Source organism: Micromonospora sp. NPDC050187, from assembly GCF_044459745.1.
GTDB lineage: Bacteria > Actinomycetota > Actinomycetes > Mycobacteriales > Micromonosporaceae > Micromonospora.
Genome location: NZ_JBITJH010000009.1, coordinates 244,031 through 265,080, shown reverse-complemented (window position 1 = coordinate 265,080; position 21,050 = coordinate 244,031). Strand labels below are relative to the sequence as shown.

The window sequence follows — 21,050 nt, the reverse complement described above, 5'->3', positions numbered from 1 at the left end:
GCCTTCCGGTCCCCGCCAGGATCTCCACCGGGCCGGAGTGGTCCGGTGAGTTTCCACAATCCGAAGCTGCCCTGGTCGGAGCTGGAGCGGGTGCTCTCCGGGCGGTCTGGCGGCGACGGCCGCCCCGGGGAGCGGCACCTGCATGTGGTGGACCCGCTCGCCGTCGACGGCGACGGCGGGGACGCCCCCGCCTGGACCCGGAAGCGTTCGCACTACGAGGCGCCCGAGCTGCCCCGCCCCGACGGCGTGGTGCCCTACGCGGAACTGCACGCGCACACCAACTTCAGCTTCCTCGACGGGGCCAGCCACCCGGAGGAACTGGCCGAGGAGGCGGCCCGGCTCGGGCTCACCGCACTCGCCGTCACCGACCACGACGGCTTCTACGGGGTGGTCCGCTTCGCCGAGGCGGCCCGTGCCCTGCGGCTGCCCACCGTCGTCGGCGCGGAACTCTCCCTCGACCTGCCCGGCCCGCAGAACGGCGAACCGGATCCGCTCGGCCGTCACCTGCTGCTGCTCGCGCACGGCCCCGAGGGGTACGCCCGGCTCGCCACCACCATCTCCCGGGCCCAGCTGCGCGGTGGCGAGAAGGGCCGCCCGGTCTACGGCACGCTGGAGGAGGTCGCCGAGGGGCTGCGTGACCACGTGCTGGTGCTCACCGGCTGCCGCAAGGGGCACGTGCCGGCGGCCCTGCTCACCGAGGGCGTCGACGCCGCCGCCCGGGAGCTGGACCGGCTGACCGCCCTGTTCGGCCCGGAGACCGTCGCGGTGGAGCTGACCGACCACGGGCACCCGGTCGACGCCGACCGCAACGACGCCCTCGCCGAGCTGGCCGCCGTCGCCGGCCTGCCGACGGTCGCCACCAACAACGTGCACTACGCGACGCCGGGACGGCGTCGGCTGGCCACCGCGCTCGCCGCCGTACGGGCGAGACGCAGCCTGGACGAGATCGACGGGTGGCTGCCCGCCGCCGGCACCGCGCACCTGCGCAGCGGAGCCGAGATGGCCGCCCGGTTCGCCGCCTACCCGGGGGCGGTGGCGCGGGCCGCCGAGTTCGGCCGGGAACTCGCCTTCGACCTCCAGCTCGTCGCGCCGCAGCTGCCGGCGTACCCGGTGCCGGCCGGGCACACCGAGATGAGCTGGCTGCGCCACCTCACCGAGCAGGGCGCGCGGGAGCGCTACGGGCCGCGCGCGGCGCACCCCGAGGCGTACGCGCAGATCGACCACGAGCTGGGCATGATCGAGAATCTCGGCTTCCCCGGCTACTTCCTGGTGGTCTACGACATCGTCACGTTCTGCCGGGAGCAGGACATCTACTGCCAGGGGCGGGGCTCGGCGGCCAACTCGGCGGTCTGCTACGCGCTACGGATCACCAACGTGGACGCCGTCCGGCACCGGCTGCTCTTCGAACGTTTCCTCGCCCCGGAACGCGACGGCCCGCCCGACATCGACGTGGACATCGAGTCCGACCGCCGGGAGGAGGTCATCCAGCACGTCTACACCCGCTACGGCCGGGAGCACACCGCCCAGGTCGCCAACGTCATCTCGTACCGGCCCCGGTCGGCGGTGCGGGACGTGGCGAAGGCGTTCGGTTTCTCCCCCGGTCAGCAGGACGCCTGGAGCAAGCAGATCGACCGGTGGGGGTCGGTCGCCGCCGTCGACGCCGAGGGCATCCCCGAGCAGGTGGTGGCGTACGCCAACGAACTCCAGACCTTCCCGAGGCACCTGGGCATCCACTCCGGCGGCATGGTGATCTGCGACCGGCCGGTGATCGAGGTCTGCCCGGTGGAGTGGGGGCGGATGCCCGGCCGCAGCGTCCTCCAGTGGGACAAGGACGACTGCGCGGCCGTCGGCCTGGTCAAGTTCGACCTGCTCGGCCTCGGCATGCTCTCCGCCCTGCACTACGGGTACGACATGATCGGCATGAGCCTGGACCTGGGCGACATGTCACTGGACGACCCCGAGGTCTACGACATGCTCTGCCGGGCCGACTCGGTCGGGGTGTTCCAGGTGGAGAGCCGCGCCCAGATGGCCACCCTGCCCCGGCTGAAACCGACCTGCTTCTACGACCTGGTGGTCGAGGTGGCACTGATCCGTCCCGGCCCGATCCAGGGCGGCTCGGTGCACCCGTACATCCGGCGCAAGAACGGCCAGGAGCCGGTGACCTACCCGCACCCGCTGATGCGCAACGCGTTGGAGAAGACCCTCGGCGTGCCGCTGTTCCAGGAGCAGTTGATGCAGCTCGCCATCGACCTGGCCGGCTTCGACGCGGCCGGGGCCGACCAGTTGCGCCGGGCGATGGGGGCGAAACGCTCGGCGGAGCGGATGGCCCGGATCGCCGACCGGCTCTACGCCGGCATGGCCGAGCGCGGCATCACCGGCGAGCTGGCCGACGACGTCTACCGCAAGCTCTCCGCCTTCGCCAGCTACGGCTTCCCGGAGAGCCACGCGATGAGCTTCGCCTACCTGGTGTACGCCAGCTCGTGGCTCAAGCGCTACCACCCGGCCCCGTTCCTGGCCGCCCTGCTCAACGCCCAGCCGATGGGCTTCTACTCGCCGCAGACCCTGGTCGAGGACGCCCGCCGGCACGGCGTCGAGGTGCGCCGCCCGGACGTCAACGCCAGCGGCGCGAAGGCCACCCTGGAGTCCACCCCGCAGACCCGGTGGGGGAGCGGACCGGGGGAGCCCCCGCACGCCTGGGGGCTGGGCGGCCCGGCGGTCCGGCTGGGCCTGTCGAGCGTACGTACCCTCGGCGACGGGGTGGCCGAGCGGATCGAGGCCGAACGCGCGCACGGACCGTACCGGGACATGCCGGATCTGGCCCGGCGGGTCGGTCTCACCGCCGCGCACCTGGAGGCCCTGGCCACCGCGGACGCCTTCGCCGGTTTCGGGCTGAGCCGGCGGGAGGCGCTCTGGGCGGCCGGCGCGGCGGCCCAGGAGCGGCCCGACCGGCTGCCCGGCACGGTGACCGGCGTGACCGCGCCCACCCTGCCCGGCATGGACGCGGTGGACCGCCTGGTCGCCGACGTCTGGGCGACCGGCCTCTCCCCGGAGAGCCACCCGGCCCGCTTCCTCCGGGACCGGCTGGACGCGCTCGGCGCGGTGCCGGTCGCCCGGCTCGGCCGGGTCGAACCGGGCCGGCGGATCCGGGTCGGCGGCATCGTCACCCACCGGCAGCGTCCCGCCACGGCTGGCGGGGTGACCTTCCTCAATCTGGAGGACGAGACCGGCATGCTCAATGTGAGCTGCTCACCTGGGCTCTGGCAGTGCTACCGGCGGGTGGCGAAGACGAGCAACGCCCTGGTGGTGCGGGGCATCCTGCACCGGCACGAGGGGGTCACCAGCCTGACCGCCGATCGCCTCGACCCGATCGACGCCCCGGTCACCCCCGCCTCCCGCGACTTCCGCTGACCCAGCACCCCGCCGACTGAGGGCGGAGGACGTGTCGACCGGCACGACAACGGGCATCGGCAAGGAGTCCCCCGTTGAACGTCAAACAGCCCTGGTACTACTACGCGATCCTCCAACACCTCGCCGTCTGTCTCGCGGCGGTAGCCCTCATCGTCGGCGTGTTGCTCACCCTGCCCGAGCCGAGCGAGCCCAAGGCCATCCATTGGCGACCGGCCATGGCTGACGAGCGGCGGGCGTACGAGGTCAAGCAACTGTTCGACCTCATGGAAGCGCAGAGGTTGCAGGGGTAGTCATGCCCAAGATTGATCACAGTATGTGCGACCATCCCCGTACCCAGAAGGCCCGTGCACTGTGCCGTCGAGCAAGGGCCAGGCTGCCTCCCCGGCTAAGCGCAAGGCATCCATTGCCGATGAGGCGGTGTGGGCTGAAGACGGGCCGGTAGTGCTTGAAGACCTCAGCGACCCCGACGTACGCGCCAAGGTCCGGCGCATTGCGGCAGAGCAAGAAGCCCGGCTAGAGGTGCGGTTGCTCGCCGCTGGCCTCCAGATCACGCAGCAGACGGCTTCGCGGGCGATCCGGTGGCCGGAACCTTCGGACGAAGACGAGGCCGTCACCGAGACACCTCGACGCGCCGACAAGAAAGCTACCGATCGGGGTGGAAGGGGTGGACGTCTCAAGGGTGAGCAGAACCACCAGGCCAACTCACCACGCATACACACCCCGGTTTCGTCATTATGGTGCGCCCCATATCGGGCAAATCGAATCATAGTTAAGTTGCCCGGTGAGCGCGAAGCCAGGGCCGTTCAAGTGCCACTAGCCTTTAACCGCTCTGTCTAGGTTGGATCGGGAGACGGAATGACAGGATTATTGGTCCTCTGCCTGGTGCTCTGCGGGGCCGGCCTCTTCGTGCTTACTCTTGTCCAGATTGTCCGCGCTGTTCGGCAGCTACACGAGGACGATGCAGGGCCCTTGCCCTGGGGTGGCCAGGGCAAGCCCGGCGGAGGCGGCTCGCCGCCAGATGGGGGTAGCCCGGCGACTGATGCGCCACCCCCACTTCACCGAGGTGTTCCCGTCGTGGTCGGCGACGTTTGGCGGGCGCCCTTCGGCTTCAGCGACAAGCCCGGCCAGAAGGTAAGACCTTGCCTCATCATGGAAGTCGCGAGCGGCAGTGTTCGCGTCGCGAAAATCACATCAACCAATCTGGATCACCGTTGGCGCTGTGAGCGCATCGTGGTTCCGGGATACAAGAAGACCAGCTGGGTCAATTTCGATGAACAGCGATGGATGCCTATCTCGGACTTGCAGGAGCCGTGTAAGGCGTGACCTCGCGCGCCCTGCTGCTGCCAAGGACGGAGCGGCGGAGTCAAGCCAGATGTGCGCGGGTCCCTCCACCGCGCCTTCCTGCCCGCACCGCAGGCGCTCCTGGCGTTAGAAGTGCTTAGCTGCGCGCTGCGAAAACAGTTCCCGTGCCTTGATAGTGAGAACTATTGCGGCCTGAACTCCGGAGTAAAGCAGCGGTGTGGGCGCGGTGACCCGGTAAGCGCTGACGCCGGACTTAAGCGGGCGCACCATCTTCAGGTCGAACAGGGGAATGATCCGAGCGCATCAAGGTCTTCGTTCTGCCGACCAATACCCAGCTTGCGACCCTCTCGGTCGTCGCTGATGCGTCGGTATTTCGCTGCACGTCAAGGGATCATCCGGGGGCCGTAACGGGGGTGCTCGTTATCATGCAACACGTCTTCACTCCACCCTCAGCCTTGCAGTCACCGAGAGCCGACGGTGTCGGCTCAGGCGGCGACGGCGGCGAGGGCCGCGCCCGCGCTGCCGAGCAGTCCGACCAGGACGATCCGGCGGAACACCGCCGGGGCGATCCGGTCGAACACCAGGTTCCCCAGCCACCAGCCGAGCGGCACGGCGGGCAGCGCCGCCAGGCTCAGCCGCAGCACCTCGGCATCGATCCGGCCGGCCAGGGCGAACCCGGCCAGCGCGATCAGCCCGGCACCGGAGAAGACCGCCGCCAGGGTGGCCCGGAAGGTGCGCGGGTCGTAGCCGAGGGAGTGGAAGGCGGCGACCAGCGGCGGACCGTTCGTGCCGGTGGCGGCGGTGAGCACCCCGACCAGGACGCCGACCGCGCCGATGCCGGCTGCCCCGGTGCGCAGCCGGGCGCTCGACCAGACCAGTGCGACGCAGCCGAGCACGACGACCGCGATCAGCGCGCTGAGCAGCCGTTCCGGGAGGGTCACCAGGACCAGCAGGCCGATCGGCACGCCGACCAGGGCGGCGGCGGTGAGCGCGCCGGTCACCCGCCACCGCACGTATCGGCGGTCCCGGACGGTGGCGACCACGGTCAGCCCGATGTCGGTCAGCGCGGTCACCACCACCGCGGTACGCGGGTCGATGACCGTGGCCAGCAGCGGGACGGTCACCAGGGCGAACCCGAAGCCGCTCACCGACTGGGCGAAGGCGCCGAGCAGCACGATGCCGAAGGCGGCGATCAACAGAAGCACCCGCAGAGCGTGACGCATCGACATACGGCGAGCAACGGGCGCGGCTGGAGAGCAGCTCAGCGGCGAAGAACACACCCGGCGGATGTTTCAGGGCAGACCCGGTGGAGAACATCCCCACCGCTCTTTGTGATCATGCTTAATCAGCAACTTTCGTCTACCACAGGGGGATCAATGATGATTCGCCAGTCGGCACAGGCCGTGGCGAACGCCCGACGGACCCGCCTCGGCGCGGGCTGGGTGCCCAGCCACCACGCCGAACCGCGTGAGTACCCGGTCACCGCCGGCCCGGTCGCCAACGACCGGCGGGCGCAGGTCGTCGACGACGAGATCGGGGCGACGGAGTCCTGCTGACCCACCCGCCCGGGTGGTAGGAGGGGTCCCCTGTTCACGTTTTCTGTCGAACAGGGGACCCCTGCACACACCGTAGGGGCGGCGCAGGGCGGCGCCTGCACGCACCCGACGCGGCGGTGCAGCAGTGGCGGAGGGGGTTCCTGCGTACGCCGTCCGGCGGCACTAGGCTCGACCGGGTGGAGCAGACACGAGGCCGGTTCACCGGGCCGCCGCTGACCCCCCGTACCGCCGTCATCTGGTCGGTGCTCCGGGCCGAGCTGGACCGTCGTGGCGACGAGGAGCTGACCGTGCTCGACGTCGGCGGCGGCACCGGCGGGTTCGCCGTGCCCCTGGCCCAGGCCGGGCACCGGGTGACCGTGGTCGACGCCAGCCCGGACGCGCTCGCCGCGCTGACCCGGCGGGCCGCCGACGCCGGCGCGGGCGACCGGGTGCACGCGGTGCAGGGTGACGGCGACGCGCTCGCCGGCCTGGTCGAGCCGGCCAGCGTCGACCTGGTGCTCTGCCACGCCGTCCTGGAGGTGGTGGACGATCCGGCGCCGGTGGTGGCGTCGCTGGCCGCCGCTTTGCGTCCGGGCGGCGCGGCCAGCGTGCTGGTCGCCGGGCGGGCCGCCGCGGTGCTCGGCCGGGCGATGAACGGCCACCTCACGGCCGCCGCGACCCTCGCCGCCGACCCGTGCGGCAGCACCGGCCCCCGGGACACCCTGCGCCGACGCTACGACGCCGACACCGCCGCCGCGCTCCTGCGCGCCGCCGGGCTCGCCGTCGAGGAGATCCACGGGGTACGCGTCCTCGCCGACCTGCTCCCGGCGGCGGTCGCGGACGGTCAGCCGGCCGCCCTGCTGGAACTGGAACGGGCCCTGGCGGCGCAGCCGCCCTACCGGGACCTCGCCGCCCAGCTGCACCTCTTCGCCCGCCGGCCGGCCACCCCGCCCGACCGACCCGTCCGGCCCCGGGCATGACCGGAGCGCAGAGTCCGGACGTGACCGGACCGCTGGACCCGGTGGTTCCCCGCTACGGTGCCGGCAGCCTCGCCGACGTGCTGCCCAGCGCGTTGGCCGTGCTCGGTGTGCCCGGCAGCCCCGACCCGCTGGGCCTCACCGCCGACCTCGACGGGATCCGCCGGGTGGCCGTGCTGCTCGTCGACGGGCTCGGCTGGTACCAGATCCCCACCGCGCGCCCGTACGCCCCGACCCTGTTCGGGTTCTACTCCCTGCTCGGCCGGCGGCTCACCGCCGGCTTCCCGTCGACCACCCCGGTCAGCCTGGTGAGCCTGGGCACCGGGGCGGCGCCCGGCGCGCACGGGGTGCTCGGCTTCCGGGTCCGGCTGCCGGAGACCGACCGGCTGCTCAGCCACATCGAGTGGGGCCGGGAGCCGGAGCCACGGCACTGGCAGCCGGTCCCCACCCAGCTCGAACGGGCCCGCGCGGCCGGGGTGGCCGTGACCGTCGTCAGCCGCCCCGAGTACGACGGCAGCGGCCTGACCGTGGCCGCGAACCGGGGCGGCGACTACCGGGGCGCGGCCGGCGCGGACGCGGTCGCCACCGAGATGCTGGCCGCGCTCACCGCCGGGGACGGGCCCACCCTGGTCTCCGGCTACCACCCCGACCTGGACCGGCAGGGCCACCTGCACGGGGTGGACTCGCCGCCCTGGCGGATCGCCGCCGCCGAGGTCGACCGGCTGCTGGCCCGCCTGGTCGACGGTCTGCCCGGCGACGCCGCCCTGCTGGTCACTGCCGACCACGGGCAGCTGAACGTACCCGAGGACCGTCGCGTCGACCTGGACGCCGATCCCCGGCTGCTGGCCGGGGTGCGGGTGGTGGCCGGCGAGCCGAGGGTCCGCTACCTGCACGTGGCGCCCGGCGCGGTCCCCGACGTGGTGGACACCTGGTCGGCGGTGCTCGGCGACGCGGCCCGGGTGCTGACCCGCGACGCGGCGGTGGCGACCGGCTGGTTCGGGCCGGTGCCGGAGTCCCACCTCCAGCGGATCGGCGACGTGGTGGCGGTCTGCCGGGACACCTGGGCGATCGTGGCCACCCGCTCGGAGCACCCGATGGAGTCGCGGCTGGTCGGCTACCACGGCTCGGACACCGCCACCGAGATGACCATCCCGTTGCTGGTGGTCCGCGGCTGAGGCGTCGTACCCGCCGGTTAACCTGCGGGGATGGGGCGTAGCCAGTCGTTGCCGCGCGGCGGTGATCCGCGTTTCGGCCCGGACGCCGACGACACCGACTGCCCGATCCTGCACGTCGACATGGACGCCTTCTTCGCCTCGGTGGAGGTCCGCCGCCGTCCCGAGCTGCGCGGTCGGCCGGTGGTGGTCGGCGGCGTCGGTCCGCGCGGGGTGGTCAGCTCCGCCAGCTACCCCGCCCGGCGGTACGGCGTCCGCAGCGCCATGCCCACCGCGCGGGCCCGGTCCCTCTGCCCGAACGCGGTCTTCCTCCCGCCGGACTTCCCGGCCTACTCGGCGGCCTCCCGGGCGGTGATGCGGATCTTCCGGGACGTCACCCCGCTGGTCGAGCCGCTCTCCCTGGACGAGGCGTTCCTCGACGTGGCCGGCGCGCGACGCCTCTTCGGCCGTCCCGCCGAGATCGCCCGGCTGATCCGCGCCCGGGTCGTCGATGAGCAGGGGCTCACCTGCTCGGTGGGGGTGGCGCCGACGAAGTTCGTGGCCAAGCTGGGCTCCACCCGGGCCAAGCCGGACGGGATGCTCGTCGTCCCCGCCGCCCGGGTGCTGGAGTTCCTCCACCCGCTGCCGGTGGACGCGCTGTGGGGCGTCGGCGAGCGCTCCGCCGCGACCCTGCGCCGGCTCGGCCTGGCCACCATCGGCGACCTCGCCGAGGCTCCGGCGGGCATGCTGCGCCGGGCGGTGGGGGAGGCCGCCGCGGCGCACCTGCGCGAGCTGGCGCACGGGCGGGACCCGCGCCGGGTCAGCCCCGAGCAGGTGGAGAAGTCGATCGGCGCGGAGACCACCTTCGACACCGACGTCGACGATCCCCGGCAGATCCGCCGGGCCCTGCTCGCCCTCGCCGAGAAGGCGGGTGCCCGGCTGCGCCGGGCCGGTCAGGTGGGGCGGACGGTGTCCCTCAAGGTCCGGCTGGCCGATTTCACCCTGGTGAGCCGGTCCCGCACCCTGGGCGCGCCGACCGACGTCACCCGGGAGATCTTCGACACGGTCTGGGCGTTGTATGCCGCTCTCGACCCGGCGCAACCGGTCCGGTTGGTGGGCGTACGGATCGAGGGGCTCAGTGCCGTCGAGGCCACTCCGCAACAACTCGCCCTGGGTGCGCCCGAACACGGGTGGCGTGAGGCGGAAGCGGCGGCGGACGCCGCCGCTGCCCGTTTCGGGCGGTCCGTCATAGGTCCGGCCAGTCTTCTGGAGACCCGTGATCGGCGCCGACGGGAAAATCCGTCCCACCCATAGGTCGTCCCGCTTTCCGACGCGCGAGGGCCCTCGTAGACTTGCGGGTAAGCAGCCGGTTGGCTGCCACGGTCTGTCGGTCCGAACGGGCCGACCAACGTGACCGGGGAGGAGTGCCGTGCCGCTCTCGGAGCACGAGCAGCGGCTGTTCGAGCAGATCGAGCGGTCGCTTGCCGAGGACCCCAAATTCGCCTCGGCCGTGCGCGCCAGCGACCCGCGTTTCCATACGCGGCGTCGTCTGCTCGTCGCTGCCGGCGTGATCATCGCTGGCCTGGCCCTCGTGGTCTACGGCGCGGTGATCAAGACCCCGCCGCTCGCGGTGGCGGGTTTCGTCGTGATGCTGGCGTCAGCGGCGTTCGCGGTGCAGTCGCATCGCCGGGCGCAGTCGCCCGACCTGCACGTGGTCGGCGGCACCACCAGTCGACGGCGTCCCCGGGCGGGGCGCACCGGCCGCCGGTCGTCGCTCCTCGACCGGCTCGAGGACCGGTGGCGGCAGCGCCCGGAGGGGCACCGCTGACCATCGGCTGACGGGGTGGGGCCAGCGGCGTCCCGCCCCACGTCGTATCACCGTGCCCAGAGTCGCCGGCAGCACCCTGCCGGGGACCCCTGGGCTCCTCGTCGGTGCCGCTTCCGCATCTGGGCGGCTCTCCTGAAACGAGGCGGGGGCGTATCGCCCGACGCCCGGTCGGCCAGTGATGGGCCGACCGGGCGTCGCTTGCCGTAGCCCGGGTCAGCGGGCCGGTCGGCCCGCCAGGAGCCGTCGGGGGTTCCACCGCAGCAGTCGGGTCCGGACCCGACCGGTCGCCGCCACCAGCCGGGACGAGGTGTCGGTGACGGTCGTGCGCCAGCGCAGCAGCACCGACGGCGGCAGGGTCGCCGCGACGAACCGGGTACGCCGGTCGGCCCGTGCGCCGAGCGCGTGCCGGACCGTCCCGAGCGCCGGGTGCAGCTCGCCGCCCACCATCGGGTCCCGCGCGTAGCGGGCCCGTTCCTCGGCCCGCCCGAGGAGGCGGACCGCCGTGGCGGCCGGCTCGTCCGCGGTGAGGGTCTCCCGAACCAGCCGGTCGGCGGTGGCCCGGGGGGTCTCCGTCCGGTCCACCCGGACCCGGTAGTCGACCAGGGTGTCGAGCAACTCGTCCCAGGCGGCGTGCGCCCGGGCGCGGGCGCTGTCGGCGTCCGCTCCGATCACCACCGGACGACCGGTCCCGCCGGCCGACCCACCGGCCGCGTCGACCGCCGTGGCGACCGGCGCGGCGGCCGGGGCGGTTCCGCGTCGGCGACGCAGCGTCATCCGGCGCAACGCCGGCACGGCCAGCAGCACCAGCAGCGCCAGGGCGGCGGCCACCCACCACGGCCAGACCGGCGCCTGTTCCGTCGGGGTGCCCGTGGTCGGGACCAGCCCCTCCTCGATGTTCCGGTCGGCCTGGTCCGGCCCGGTCGGCCCGGCCGACGGGTCGGTCTCGCCCGGCGCAACCGGGGCACCGGCCGACGGGGTGACCGGGTCGGGCGCGTCAGTGTCCGGGGCCCAGTCCGAGCGGGCGTTGCCCGGCACCCCGTACGCCGGGGTGGCGTCGAACGGCACCCAGCCGATGCCGCCGAAGTAGACCTCGGTCCAGGCGTGCAGGTTCCGGTTGGTCAGGACGTAGGTGTCCCCGTCCCGGCTGGTGCCGTTGGTGAACCCGAACGCCACCCGGGCCGGGATGCCGGCCGCCCGGACCAGCCAGGCCATCGCGGCGGCGTACTGCTGGCAGAAGCCGGCCTTGTTGTTGAGGAAGTCGACGATGTCCCGGCCGCTGGTGCCCCCCTCGGTGCTCAGCGAGTAGCGGAACCCGTTGCGGGCGGAGAAGTGGTCGTAGATCGACCGGACCCGGTCGTAGTCCGTGTCCCGCCCGGTGACCAGCTCCTCGACCAGGGCGTCCACCTCGGGTGCCGGCGGCGTGTCGGTGAACCGCTGCACCATCGGGTCCGACGCGGACAACGACGGGGACTGGCGCAGCAGCTCCGGTGTGTAGAGGGAGCGGACGTAGTCGAACTCGTACCGCTTACCGCGGGAGTTCTCCCGGTTGGAGAAGACGATCTGGAGGTTCGGGTCGTACAGCCAGTTGCCGTTGAGGCCCTCGGCGCGGACCGGTTCGGCGTACACCGGCATCAACGGCATGTTCAGGTCACGGGTGGTCTCGACGGTGGCCCGGTACCGCTCCTGCTGGACCTGGGGCGTCACCCCCTCCGCGGGGTCGGGCAGGTTGCGGGTGACCGCCCGGCCGGACGGGTTACGCACCCGGAAACCGTCCGGCCGCAGGTCGTCGGCGACCCCGAAGCGTAGGTAGAACGGGTTGGGCTCGGTGGTGGTGACCTTGACCAGGTCGGCCACCTCGGACTGGTTGAGCTCGCCGCTGAGCGCGGCGAACAGGTCCACCCGGCCAGGACTGCCCCCGACCCCGGCCCGCCCGTTGCCGTCGCCGTTGCCCGACTGGAGACTGTCCAGCAGTCCACCGGTCATCCCGGGCACCGCCAGCGGCGCGAGCACCGCGAGCACCACCCCGACCACGGCCAGCCGACGCCCGGCGCTGGCCAGCGGGGATGCCTCCCAGACGTCGACGTCCCGGCCGTCACCGGTGAACCGACGGCCGAACCGACGCACCCGGTCGATGTTGTCGCTGACCAGCAGCCAGAGGTAGCCGGCCGCACCGATCACGAAGGGCACCGGCGGGACGCTCTCGACGTAGACCGCGACCGGCACCGAGTAGATGGCGAGCATGGGCAGGCCGGCCAGCGCGGGCCGGCGCAGACCCACGGCGAGCAGGTCGACCACCACGGCCACCCCGCCCACCCCGAGCACGGTGATGAAGAGCAGCGGGTCGGTGTCCGGCACCTTCACCCCGTACGAGCGCATGTCCTGCACCGAGCCGCCGACCAGCTCGCCGAAGTGGGCGATGGTGCCCGGCGTGGGCAGCACGGCGGCCAGCTCGCTGCCGCTGGGGAACATCCAGGTCAGGGCGATCAGCAGCCCGGCGGACATGCCGAGCGCCTGACCCCACAGTGGTGCCCGGACCAGCCGCAGCAGCGCGGCGACCCCGGCGACCACCGCCACCGCGATGGCCGACTGCACCAGCCACGTCCAGCGTTGGAAGATCGCCGACAGCGGCGCGGCGGCGAGTAGCGTCGCGGCTGCCGCCACCAGGCCGAGCCCACGGTTCGCGATCACTCGTCCCCCCTCACTTCACGCCACCGGCCACGGTCTCGGCCAGCGCGGCGCGCATCGCGAACCCCTGCGAGCCGCGGGCCGCCTGCGGCCAGAGCGCCGGAAGCTGGCTGCCGTGTTCCACCCCGATCACCCGCCACCCGCTCTGCAACAGGGCGAGCGCGGCGGCACCGTGGGCCTGCTGCGCGTCCGCGCGGGCCCGCTCCGGCAGGTTGAGCCAACCGGCGCTGTCCAGCAGGAAGGCCACGCAGGTGGCGCCGTTGCCGCGCAACGCGGCCAGCAACTGCGCCTCGGCGGTGCTGAGCGAGCCGAGCAGCGCGATGATCAGCCCGCCGTCGGCGCGCTGGCGGACCCGCTCCACCAGGGTGGTGAGCTCGCCCCGCTGCTCCAGCCGGACCTCGGCGAGATGGTCGAGGAGCACGCCGTCACCGGCGGCCTCGGCCGCGTCGACGTCGGCGCCGGAGCCGGTCACCAGGCGCAGCTTGTAGCCGGCCTGGCGCAGGTGCACGGTGATGCTCGCGGCGGCCGACACGGCCCACTCGAAGCTCGCCGTCGGCCCCTCGCCCCGGTGCCCGTACGCGCGGGTGTCCAGCACCACCGTCGCCCGGCTCTCCCACGGCTGCTCCTCGCGCCGCACCATCAGCTCCCCGGTGCGCGCGGTCGACTTCCAGTGCACCCGGCGCAGGTCGTCGCCCATCCGGTACTCGCGGGTCGCCGCGTCGTCCTCGCCGTGCACCGCCACCGAACGGGCCCGGCTGTCGCCGCTGCCGGCGTACTCACCGGGGAGCCGGATCGACGGCAGCGGCGTGACCTGCGGGATCACCGTGAGCCGGTCGGTGCTGGGGAAGGCCCGGCTCAGCTCGCAGAGGCCGAACGGGTCGGTCATCCGCACCCCGAGCGGCCCCACCGCGTACCGGCCGCGCACGTCGGCGCGGACGGTGTACGCGACCGAACTGGCCTGGAACGCGCCGAGCCGCTCCAGCACCACCCGGGGACGGCTGCCCAGCGCGTACGGCAGCCGGTCCTCCAGCAGCAGCGTGCCGGTGGGCAGGCGGGACATGTTCTGCAACCGCAGCACCACCCGGGAGCTGGCCCCGACCGGTGCCCGGTGCGGGTCCAGCGACCGGACGCAGGCGAGCTTGTAGCGGCTGCGCCCGACGTACGCGGCGGCGAGCAGCGGCAGCACGGCCAGCAGCACCGCGACCCGGAGCAGGTCCCGCTCCCCGAGCAGCAGCGCCGAGATCGCGGCGGCCACGGCGGCGGCCAGGAAGGACCGGCCACGGGTGGTGAGCCCGCGCAGCCCGTCTCGCACGGTCACCGCCTCCGCGGCTCGTACGCGGAGCGACCGTTCCCGCCGGCCGGCCGGGTGTCGTACGAGGAGCGTTTGCGGTCCTGCGGCACGTTGAGCCGGTGCACCAGGTCGGAGACGATCGCGTCGGTGGTGCGCCGGGCGAGCTGCGCCTCGGCGGTCGGGATGATCCGGTGCGCCAGCACCGGCACCGCCAGAGCCTGGAGGTCGTCGGGGAGGACGTAGTCGCGCCCCTCCAACGCGGCGACCGCGCGGGCGGTGCGCAGCAGTTGCAGGGTCGCCCGGGGGGACGCGCCGAGCCGCAGCTCGGGGGCCTCCCGGGTAGCGGTGACCAGGTCGATGGCGTACTGCTTGACCGCGTCCGCGACGTGCACCTCGCGGACCGTGGCGATGAGCTGCCGCACGGTCGCCGCGTCGGAGACCGCCCGCAGGTCGTGCAGCGGGTCGACCGCGCCGTGTCCGTCGAGCATGGCCAGCTCGGCCTCCGGGCCGGGGTAGCCCATGGCGATCCGCGCGGTGAACCGGTCGCGCTGCGCCTCGGGGAGCGGGTACGTCCCCTCCATCTCGATCGGGTTCTGCGTCGCGATCACCATGAACGGCGTCTGGAGCTGGTAGGTGACGCCATCGACGGTGACCTGCCGCTCCTCCATGCACTCCAGCAGCGCCGACTGGGTCTTCGGCGAGGCCCGGTTGATCTCGTCGCCGACGACCAGGTTGGCGAAGACGGCACCCGGACGGAACTCGAAGTCGTGGGTCTCCTGGTTGTAGACGCTCACCCCGGTGACGTCGCTGGGGAGCAGGTCGGGGGTGAACTGGATACGTCGTACCGAGCAGTCGATGGAACGGGCCAACGCCTTGGCGAGCTTGGTCTTGCCGACCCCGGGGACGTCCTCGATCAGCAGGTGCCCCTCGGCCAGCAGCACCGCGAGCGCGAGCCGCACGGTGGCTGTCTTACCCTCGATGACCTGCTCGATGTTGGCGACGATGGCTTCACTGGCGGCGCGGAACTCGTCGTGCGGCAGGACGCCGCCCACCTCGTCCCAGGTCTGTTGTGTCAACGGGCCTCCCTCTCGTCGCCTGGACGGCAGCTCTGTATAGAGCACCTGGACCCGCCGTGGGGTTCGCGCGTCGAGCCTCTGATGCCGCAGGAATCACTGATATCTCAGGCTAACCATGTTTCCCGCCCACGCCGAACGCCGCAGGTAGACGGTCGGTTACGTACCGAATAACCGTCCGACGGGGGATCTGCCTGGTTGCCGGACGAACCGCCCGCCCGCGCGGGCATGCCGCCGTCCCGCCCGCGTCCCGCCCGGTGGAAGCCCCCGACACGCTCCGGCCGCCAGGCGGTACACTCCCGGTCATGGCCGGTTTCGTGCTGCTCCTTACCGGGCCGTGCTGATGCGCTGAACGCGCGACGGCACGGCTGCCCCTCCTGCGCGAGGGGCTTTTTTGTGCCCACGGGCCGACCACCGCGAACACCGACCCGGCGCCCGTCCCCGCGACGGAGCGTCACCAGGACGGCGTCCCCACCGGACGCCGACGAGGACGGCGTCCCCACCGGGGCGTCACCAGCACGGCCGAGGCGTCGGCCCCGGCGGCCACGAGCGAAGCGAGGACACGCGATGACTGAGGCAGCCGCGAGCGACATCCCCCCGTTCCGGTACACCGCAGCGCTGGCCGGTGAGATCGAGCGGCGCTGGCAGGACACCTGGGAGCGGGAGGGGACGTTCCGCGCCCCGAACCCGACCGGCCCGCTGGCCGACCCCGGGCACCCCCGGGCCGGCGCGGAGAAGCTCTACGTGCTGGACATGTTCCCCTACCCGTCCGGCGCGGGCCTGCACGTCGGCCACCCGCTGGGCTACATCGGGACCGACTGCTACGCCCGCTACCAGCGGATGGCCGGGCGCAACGTGCTGCACGCGATGGGCTTCGACGCGTTCGGCCTGCCCGCCGAGCAGTACGCGGTGCAGACCGGCACCCACCCGCGTACCACCACCGAGGCGAACATCGAGCGGTACAAGGCGCAACTGCGCCGGCTGGGCCTGGCTCACGACGACCGGCGCTCGGTGGCCACCATCGACACCGGGTTCTACCGCTGGACCCAGTGGATCTTCCTGCAGGTCTTCAACTCCTGGTACGACACCGAGGCGCGCAGGGCCCGCCCGGTCGCCGACCTGGTCGCCGAGTTCGCCGCCGGCACCCGGCCCACCCCGGACGGCCGCCCCTGGGCGGAACTGACCGCCGTCGAACAGCGCCGCATCGTCGACGACCACCGCCTGGCGTACGTCTCGGAGGCCCCGGTCAACTGGTGCCCGGGGCTGGGCACCGTGCTGGCCAACGAGGAGGTCACCGCCGACGGGCGCTCGGAGCGGGGCAACTTCCCGGTCTTCAAGCGCAACCTGAAGCAGTGGATGATGCGGATCACCGCGTACGCCGACCGGCTGGTCGACGACCTGGACGCGCTGGACTGGCCGGAGCCGATCAAGCTGATGCAGCGCAACTGGATCGGCCGCTCCACCGGCGCGCACATCGACTTCCCGACCCCGGCCGCCCCGGTGCGGGTCTTCACGACCCGTCCGGACACCGTCTTCGGGGCCACCTACATGGTGCTGGCCCCCGAGCACGAGCTGGTCGACGCGCTGGTGCCGGCGGCCTGGCCGGCGGGGACGAAGGAGGTCTGGACCGGCGGGCACGCCAGCCCGCGTGCGGCGGTCGAGGCGTACCGGAAGGCGGCGGCGGCCCGGACCGACGTGGAGCGGCAGGCCGAGACGAAGGAGAAGACCGGCGTCTTCGTCGGCGCGTACGCCACCAACCCGGTCACCGGCGGGCGGATCCCGGTCTTCATCGCCGACTACGTGCTGGCCGGCTACGGCACCGGCGCGATCATGGCGGTGCCGGCGCAGGACGAGCGGGACTGGGACTTCGCCGAGGCCTTCGACCTGCCGATCGTCCGGACCGTGCAGCCGCCGGAGGGCTTCGACGGCAAGGCGTACACCGGGGACGGGCCGGCGGTCAACAGCGCCGCGCCCGACCGCGGCCTGGACCTGGACGGCCTGGGGGTCGCCGAGGCCAAGGCCCGGATCGTCGAGTGGCTGGAGGCGAACGGGCACGGCACCGGCGCGGTCACCTACCGGCTGCGCGACTGGCTGTTCAGCCGGCAGCGCTACTGGGGCGAGCCCTTCCCGATCGTCTACGACTCCACCGGCGCCGCCGTCGCGCTGCCCGAGTCGATGCTGCCGGTCGAGCTGCCCGAGGTGGACGACTTCTCCCCGAAGACGTTCGCGCCGGACGACGCCGCCTCGAACCCGGAGACCCCGCTGTCGCGCCGCCGCGACTGGGTCGAGGTCGAGCTGGACCTGGGTGACGGTCCCCAGCGGTACACCCGGGAGACCAACGTGATGCCGCAGTGGGCCGGCTCCTGCTGGTACGAGCTGCGCTACGTGGACCCGACCAACACCGAACGGTTCGTCGACGCGGAGAACGAGCGGTACTGGACGGGCCCGCGTGGCGAGGGCGACTGCGGCGGCACCGACCTGTACGTGGGCGGTCAGGAGCACGCCGTGCTGCACCTGCTGTACGCCCGCTTCTGGCACAAGGTGCTGTACGACCTGGGCCACGTCTCGTCCTTCGAGCCGTTCCGCAAGCTGTTCAACCAGGGCATGATCCAGGCGTACGCCTTCACCGACGACCGGGGCGTGTACGTCCCCGCCGAGGAGGTCGTCGAGGTCGACGGCCGGTTCTTCCACGGCGAGGCGGAGGTGCGCCGGGAGTACGGCAAGATGGGCAAGTCGCTGAAGAACGTGGTCACCCCGGACGACATGTGCGCGGCGTACGGCGCGGACACCTTCCGGGTGTACGAGATGTCGATGGGTCCGCTGGAGGTGTCCCGGCCCTGGGAGACCCGGGCGGTGGTCGGCTCGTACCGGTTCCTGCAGCGGGTCTGGCGGACGGTGGTCGACGAGTCCACCGGTGCGCTGCGGGTCACCGACGACCCGGCCGACGAGGCCACCCGCCGGCTGCTGCACAAGGTGATCGACGGGGTCCGCGCCGACATGGAGGGGATCCGGTTCAACACCGCGATCGCCAAGCTGATCGAGCTGACCAACGGGCTGACCCGGCTGACCGCCACGCCGCGCGAGGTGGCCGAGCCGCTGCTGCTGATGCTGGCTCCGTTCGCCCCGCACGTCGCCGAGGAGCTGTGGCAGCGGCTGGGCCACACCGGTTCGCTGGCGTACGTGGACTTCCCGACCGCCGACCCGGCCCTGCTGGTGGCCGAGACGGTCACCTACCCGGTGCAGATCAACGGCAAGGTCCGGGGCCGCGTCGAGGTGCCCGCCGACGCCTCGGAGGATGCGGTCCGGGCGGCGGCCCTGGAGGCGGTGGCCGCCTCGCTGGCCGGCAAGGAGCCCCGCAAGGTCATCGTGGTCAAGGGGCGCATGGTGAGCGTGGTCGCCTGACCCGGGTCCGGGAAGGGGACGGCCGGTCCGCCGGTGCCGGCCCCTTCCCGTCCGCGTGGGCGACGGCAGCGGATCGGACGGTGCCGGGCCCGGCGCGCCCGGCCGGCGTTTGACCGCCGGGGCCGGGGGAAGACCCTGCGCCCAGGGCAGCTTCCCGAGGAGCGACGATGGCGGACGCAGGACGGGCCAGGAAGGCAACCGGGGCATCCAAGGCCCCGATGAAACGGGCGACGGCGGCGAAGAAGGTGGCCACGGCCACGAAGCGCGCCGCCGGGGCGACCGCGGCCAAGTCTCCGGGTGGGAAGCCGACGCCGACGACCGCCCGCGTCGCCCGGAAGAAGGCCACCTCCGCCACGGCGGCGCCCACCCGCGGCCAGAAGGCACCGGCCACGATCGCGCCAGCGAAGAAGACGCCCCGGAAGGCGGCGGTGAAGAAGGCGGCGGCGAAGAAGACCGCCCCCGCCTCCACGACCGCGAGGACGCCGGCCCGCAGGGCCACGACCATGGAGTCGTTCGGCAGCCGGCGGTCGCCCCGCGCGAGTAGCCGCTGAACCGACCGGCGTGGCCGGCGCGGCGGCCCGCCGTGGGGCGGGCACCGCGACCGGGCCACGGCTACCCGTCGACGTCGACGTCGGTCGACAGGCCGAGCCCGGCGAGCGCCGCCGAGACGAGTTCGTGCGGGGTCAGCGACACGTCGAGCACCAGCACCGACTCGTCCGGATGGTGCCGTTCCAGGGTGGCCAGTTGGGACTCCAGCAGGCTCGTCGGCATGAAGTGCCCGGCCCGCCGGGACATCCGCTCCCGGATCACCTCGGCCGACCCGTCGAGGTGGACGAACTCGACGTTCGGCGGCCCCTGCCGGAGCACGTCGCGATAGGACCGCCTCAGCGCCGAGCAGGCCAGCACGGTCGACACGCCGGCGGCGGCGCGGTCGGCCATCCACCCGGCCAGGTCGCGCAGCCAGGGCAGGCGTGCCGCGTCGTCGAGCGGCACGCCGGCCCGCATCTGGGCCACGTTGGACGGCAGGTGGAAGTCGTCGGCCTCGGCGAAGGCGAAACCGGCCCGGGCGGCGATGCCCCGGGCCACGGTCGTCTTGCCGGCCCCGGACACCCCCATCACGACCACGTGCCGGGTCGGGGGCGGGCCGCCCGGACCGTCACCAGTCATGGACCGTCCCGTCCTTGAGGCGGTTGAACGGCAGGTAGGCCGGCACGTACGGGAACTTCGCGGCGGTGGCCTCGTCGAGCTCCACCCCGATTCCGGGCTGTTCACCCGGGTGCAGGTAGCCGTCGGTGAAGGTGAACGACTGCCGGAACACCTCGTTGGTGAGCGGCCCGTGCTGCATGTACTCCTGGATGCCGAAGTTGTGGATGGCGAGGTCCAGGTGCAGCGCGGCGGCCATGCCGACCGGCGAGATGTCGGTCGGACCGTGGATACCGGACTTGATCTGGTACTGGGCGGCGAAGTCGAGCAGCTTGCGCATGGCCGTGATGCCGCCGGTGTGGGTGACGGCGGACCGGACGTAGTCGATCAGCTGCTCGCGGATGAGGGTCTGGTAGTCCCACACGGTGTTGAAGACCTCGCCGATGGCGAGTGGTGTGGTGGTGTGCTGCCGGACCAGCCGCAGCGCCTCCTGGTTCTCCGCCGGGGTGCAGTCCTCCAACCAGAACAGGTCGTACGGTTCGAGGGCCTTGCCCAGTTTCGCGGCCTGGATCGGGGTCATCCGGTGGTGACCGTCGTGCAGCAGCGGCAGTTCCGGACCGAACTCGTTGCGGACCGCCTCGAACACACCGGGCAGGTGGCGCATGTACGAGCGGGTGTCCCAGTCCTCCTCGGCGGGCAGCGGGGTGCGTTGGGCCGGTTCGTAGTCGTACCGCGTGCCACCGGTGCTGGGCTGCGAGGCGACCCCGTACACGGCGTTGATGCCGGGCACCGAGGTCTGGACGCGGATCGACCGGAAGCCGAGTTCGAGGTGCCGACGGATCGAGTCGAACAGCTCCGGCAGGTCCCGGCCGGAGGCGTGCCCGTAGGCCATGATGCCGGTCCGGGACGCCCCGCCCAGCAGTTGGTACAGCGGCATGCCGGCGGCCTTGGCCTTGATGTCCCACAGGGCGACGTCCACCGCGGCGATGGCGGCCATGGTGACCGGCCCGCGCCGCCAGTAGGCCGAGCGGTACAGGAACTGCCAGGTGTCCTCGATGCGGTGCGGGTCGCGGCCGATCAGCAGCGGGGCGACGTGGTCCTTGAGGTACGAGGCGACGGAGAGTTCCCGTCCGTTGAGGGTGCCGTCGCCCAGACCGGTGACGCCGTCGTCGGTGGTGATCTTCAGGGTGACGAAGTTGCGGTCGGGGCTGGAGACGATGACGTCAGCTGCGACGATCTTCACGGGATGCCTTTC

The 21,050-nt window shown here is 72.8% G+C and carries 16 protein-coding genes; 10 read left to right on the top strand and 6 right to left on the bottom strand.

What is annotated here, in order from left to right; translation table 11 throughout:
* The first annotated feature begins 45 nt into the window (after positions 1 to 45).
* The 3 genes from ACIBJE_RS17175 (at position 46) to ACIBJE_RS17165 (ending at position 4,731) form a co-directional block, all read left to right on the top strand.
* Positions 46 to 3,408 (top strand): error-prone DNA polymerase, encoded by a 3,363-nt coding sequence (locus ACIBJE_RS17175; protein WP_396749196.1) that lies wholly within the window; start codon positions 46 to 48, stop codon positions 3,406 to 3,408.
* 74 nt (positions 3,409 to 3,482) lie between these two features.
* Entirely contained in the window at positions 3,483 to 3,698 is a 216-nt protein-coding gene (locus ACIBJE_RS17170) for a hypothetical protein (RefSeq protein ID WP_396749194.1), read from the top strand.
* A gap of 784 nt (positions 3,699 to 4,482) precedes the next feature.
* On the top strand, positions 4,483 to 4,731 hold the full coding sequence (locus tag ACIBJE_RS17165; RefSeq protein ID WP_396749192.1) for a hypothetical protein: 249 nt from the start codon (positions 4,483 to 4,485) through the stop codon (positions 4,729 to 4,731).
* Positions 4,732 to 5,195: 464 nt separating this feature from the next.
* On the opposite strand, the gene ACIBJE_RS17160 is transcribed toward ACIBJE_RS17165, so the two are convergent.
* Entirely contained in the window at positions 5,196 to 5,915 is a 720-nt protein-coding gene (locus ACIBJE_RS17160; protein ID WP_396749190.1) for a sulfite exporter TauE/SafE family protein, read from the bottom strand.
* Positions 5,916 to 6,089: 174 nt separating this feature from the next.
* On the opposite strand from ACIBJE_RS17160, the gene ACIBJE_RS17155 reads away from it, so the two are divergent.
* From ACIBJE_RS17155 to ACIBJE_RS17135, 5 genes are all read left to right on the top strand, one after another.
* On the top strand, positions 6,090 to 6,266 hold the full coding sequence (locus ACIBJE_RS17155; protein ID WP_377662208.1) for a hypothetical protein: 177 nt from the start codon (positions 6,090 to 6,092) through the stop codon (positions 6,264 to 6,266).
* Positions 6,267 to 6,442: 176 nt separating this feature from the next.
* Positions 6,443 to 7,225: a class I SAM-dependent methyltransferase gene (locus ACIBJE_RS17150; protein ID WP_396749188.1), complete on the top strand. Its 783-nt coding sequence runs from the start codon at positions 6,443 to 6,445 to the stop codon at positions 7,223 to 7,225.
* Positions 7,222 to 8,397: an alkaline phosphatase family protein gene (locus ACIBJE_RS17145; RefSeq protein WP_396749186.1), complete on the top strand. Its 1,176-nt coding sequence runs from the start codon at positions 7,222 to 7,224 to the stop codon at positions 8,395 to 8,397. Before ACIBJE_RS17150 ends, ACIBJE_RS17145 begins: the two co-directional genes overlap by 4 nt.
* A gap of 30 nt (positions 8,398 to 8,427) precedes the next feature.
* Complete coding sequence (locus ACIBJE_RS17140; RefSeq protein WP_396749183.1) at positions 8,428 to 9,687, top strand: DNA polymerase IV; 1,260 nt, start codon at positions 8,428 to 8,430, stop codon at positions 9,685 to 9,687.
* Positions 9,688 to 9,802: 115 nt separating this feature from the next.
* A complete protein-coding gene (locus ACIBJE_RS17135) occupies positions 9,803 to 10,201 on the top strand; it encodes a DUF3040 domain-containing protein (RefSeq protein WP_396749181.1) in 399 nt (132 codons plus the stop codon).
* 213 nt (positions 10,202 to 10,414) lie between these two features.
* Here the strand turns inward: ACIBJE_RS17135 and ACIBJE_RS17130 are convergent, their stop codons facing one another.
* The 3 genes from ACIBJE_RS17130 to ACIBJE_RS17120 are packed head-to-tail and all read right to left on the bottom strand — an operon-like array spanning position 10,415 to position 15,253.
* Positions 10,415 to 12,889: a DUF3488 and DUF4129 domain-containing transglutaminase family protein gene (locus ACIBJE_RS17130; protein WP_396749179.1), complete on the bottom strand. Its 2,475-nt coding sequence runs from the start codon at positions 12,887 to 12,889 to the stop codon at positions 10,415 to 10,417.
* A gap of 10 nt (positions 12,890 to 12,899) precedes the next feature.
* A complete protein-coding gene (locus ACIBJE_RS17125; RefSeq protein WP_396749270.1) occupies positions 12,900 to 14,198 on the bottom strand; it encodes a DUF58 domain-containing protein in 1,299 nt (432 codons plus the stop codon).
* A gap of 2 nt (positions 14,199 to 14,200) precedes the next feature.
* Positions 14,201 to 15,253 carry an AAA family ATPase gene (locus ACIBJE_RS17120; RefSeq protein WP_396749177.1) on the bottom strand — a complete coding sequence of 351 codons (1,053 nt, stop codon included), beginning with the start codon at positions 15,251 to 15,253 and terminating at the stop codon, positions 14,201 to 14,203.
* A gap of 564 nt (positions 15,254 to 15,817) precedes the next feature.
* On the opposite strand from ACIBJE_RS17120, the gene leuS reads away from it, so the two are divergent.
* Positions 15,818 to 18,652 (top strand): leucine--tRNA ligase, encoded by a 2,835-nt coding sequence (gene leuS, locus ACIBJE_RS17115; RefSeq protein WP_396749175.1) that lies wholly within the window; start codon positions 15,818 to 15,820, stop codon positions 18,650 to 18,652.
* Between the two features lie 167 nt (positions 18,653 to 18,819).
* The gene (locus tag ACIBJE_RS17110; RefSeq protein WP_396749173.1) at positions 18,820 to 19,203 is read left to right on the top strand and encodes a hypothetical protein; all 384 of its coding nucleotides are present in this window, start codon (positions 18,820 to 18,822) and stop codon (positions 19,201 to 19,203) included.
* Positions 19,204 to 19,264: 61 nt separating this feature from the next.
* Here the strand turns inward: ACIBJE_RS17110 and ACIBJE_RS17105 are convergent, their stop codons facing one another.
* Complete coding sequence (locus tag ACIBJE_RS17105; RefSeq protein WP_396749171.1) at positions 19,265 to 19,819, bottom strand: gluconokinase; 555 nt, start codon at positions 19,817 to 19,819, stop codon at positions 19,265 to 19,267.
* Positions 19,809 to 21,038, bottom strand: coding sequence for a D-mannonate dehydratase ManD (gene manD / locus ACIBJE_RS17100; RefSeq protein WP_396749168.1), 1,230 nt, complete (start codon positions 21,036 to 21,038; stop codon positions 19,809 to 19,811). Before manD ends, ACIBJE_RS17105 begins: the two co-directional genes overlap by 11 nt.
* Positions 21,039 to 21,050 lie beyond the last annotated feature (12 nt).